At 45.0% G+C, this 1,546-nt stretch carries 9 tRNA genes and 2 rRNA genes; all 11 read left to right on the forward strand.

Annotated features, from left to right (window positions below):
• Nucleotides 1-4 precede the first annotated feature (4 nt).
• A 5S ribosomal RNA gene (rrf, locus tag FA727_RS23690) occupies nt 5-121 on the forward strand.
• Nucleotides 122-142: 21 nt separating this feature from the next.
• Nucleotides 143-218: transfer RNA gene (locus FA727_RS23695), tRNA-Val, on the forward strand.
• 105 nt (nt 219-323) lie between these two features.
• A tRNA-Thr gene (locus tag FA727_RS23700) sits at nt 324-399 on the forward strand.
• 33 nt (nt 400-432) lie between these two features.
• Nucleotides 433-508: transfer RNA gene (locus tag FA727_RS23705), tRNA-Lys, on the forward strand.
• A 28-nt stretch (nt 509-536) separates the two neighbouring features.
• Nucleotides 537-621, forward strand: a tRNA-Leu gene (locus tag FA727_RS23710).
• Between the two features lie 37 nt (nt 622-658).
• A tRNA-Gly gene (locus FA727_RS23715) sits at nt 659-733 on the forward strand.
• Between the two features lie 7 nt (nt 734-740).
• Nucleotides 741-829: transfer RNA gene (locus FA727_RS23720), tRNA-Leu, on the forward strand.
• A 99-nt stretch (nt 830-928) separates the two neighbouring features.
• Nucleotides 929-1,005: transfer RNA gene (locus FA727_RS23725), tRNA-Arg, on the forward strand.
• Between the two features lie 89 nt (nt 1,006-1,094).
• Nucleotides 1,095-1,171, forward strand: a tRNA-Pro gene (locus FA727_RS23730).
• Between the two features lie 18 nt (nt 1,172-1,189).
• Nucleotides 1,190-1,265, forward strand: a tRNA-Ala gene (locus FA727_RS23735).
• Nucleotides 1,266-1,467: 202 nt separating this feature from the next.
• Nucleotides 1,468-1,546, forward strand: a 16S ribosomal RNA gene (locus tag FA727_RS24535); the annotation flags it as partial.

Below are 1,546 nucleotides of genomic sequence, written 5' to 3' on the forward strand. Positions count from 1 at the left end.
ATAGTCCGGTGGCGATGGCGAGAAGGTCACACCCGTTCCCATACCGAACACGGAAGTTAAGCTTCTCAGCGCCGATGGTAGTTAGGGGCTGTCCCCTTGTGAGAGTAGGACGTTGCCGGGCTATTTAATAAATTTAATATATGGAGGATTAGCTCAGCTGGGAGAGCACCTGCCTTACAAGCAGGGGGTCGGCGGTTCGATCCCGTCATCCTCCACCAACCTTTTTTCACGAAAGTGAAAATAAGGGTCCTTGATATTTACGAAGTGTAGCGAAGTAAAATAACATTCCTTAAGTTTTTCATGCGAGTGAAAATAACATTTTTGCCGGCCTAGCTCAATTGGTAGAGCAACTGACTTGTAATCAGTAGGTTGGGGGTTCAAGTCCTCTGGCCGGCACCAGATTTTTTTGTGATGGTAAAAAAATCCTTGTACGAGCCATTAGCTCAGTCGGTAGAGCATCTGACTTTTAATCAGAGGGTCGAAGGTTCGAGTCCTTCATGGCTCACCATTTTTTATAAAGCAAAAAACTTTTATATGCGGGTGTGGCGGAATTGGCAGACGCACTAGACTTAGGATCTAGCGCCGCAAGGCGTGGGGGTTCGACTCCCTTCACCCGCACCAAGTTTTTTTTAAATTAATGAAGTATTTATGCTATGTTGCGGAAGTAGTTCAGTGGTAGAACACCACCTTGCCAAGGTGGGGGTCGCGGGTTCGAATCCCGTCTTCCGCTCCAACAGTTAGCCGGGGTGGCGGAACTGGCAGACGCACAGGACTTAAAATCCTGCGGTAGGTGACTACCGTACCGGTTCGATTCCGGTCCTCGGCACCAATGCTTTTTACCGAACGTAGTGAGGTAAAATAGCAAAGTTTTTTCGACGTAAGGAGAAAATAACTTACCTTAATTTCACGAGAGTGAAATATACAACATGCGCCCGTAGCTCAATTGGATAGAGCGTTTGACTACGGATCAAAAGGTTAGGGGTTCGACTCCTCTCGGGCGCGCCATCTATAAAATAAAATCGGATGACGATATAAGATAGATGTTTGAACTGAAAAGCTAATATCTCTTTTAAGTCGGGCCTCTGATATCAAATCGGGAAGTAGCTCAGCTTGGTAGAGCACTTGGTTTGGGACCAAGGGGTCGCAGGTTCGAATCCTGTCTTCCCGACCATTCTATTTTTATAAATATGGGGCCTTAGCTCAGCTGGGAGAGCGCCTGCCTTGCACGCAGGAGGTCAGCGGTTCGATCCCGCTAGGCTCCACCAAAAAAACAACAAAAAAATATTGACATGCTAATGTAAGTTTGTTAGTATGTAAAAGTCGCCTCTGAGCGATAAGATATTTTTTCTAACGAAAAAAATCATTATTGTACTTTGAAAACTAAACAAATCATACGTCAACGTTAGTTTTATTTTAATGAAAAATATTTTCGCTAACGCGAAAAAATTAAGAGCTAATTCTTACTCTTTATTGGAGAGTTTGATCCTGGCTCAGGACGAACGCTGGCGGCGTGCCTAATACATGCAAGTCGAGCGCTTGCATATTG

It is taken from the genome of Robertmurraya kyonggiensis, assembly GCF_005116465.1.
In the GTDB taxonomy this organism is placed as follows: domain Bacteria; phylum Bacillota; class Bacilli; order Bacillales; family Cytobacillaceae; genus Robertmurraya; species Robertmurraya kyonggiensis.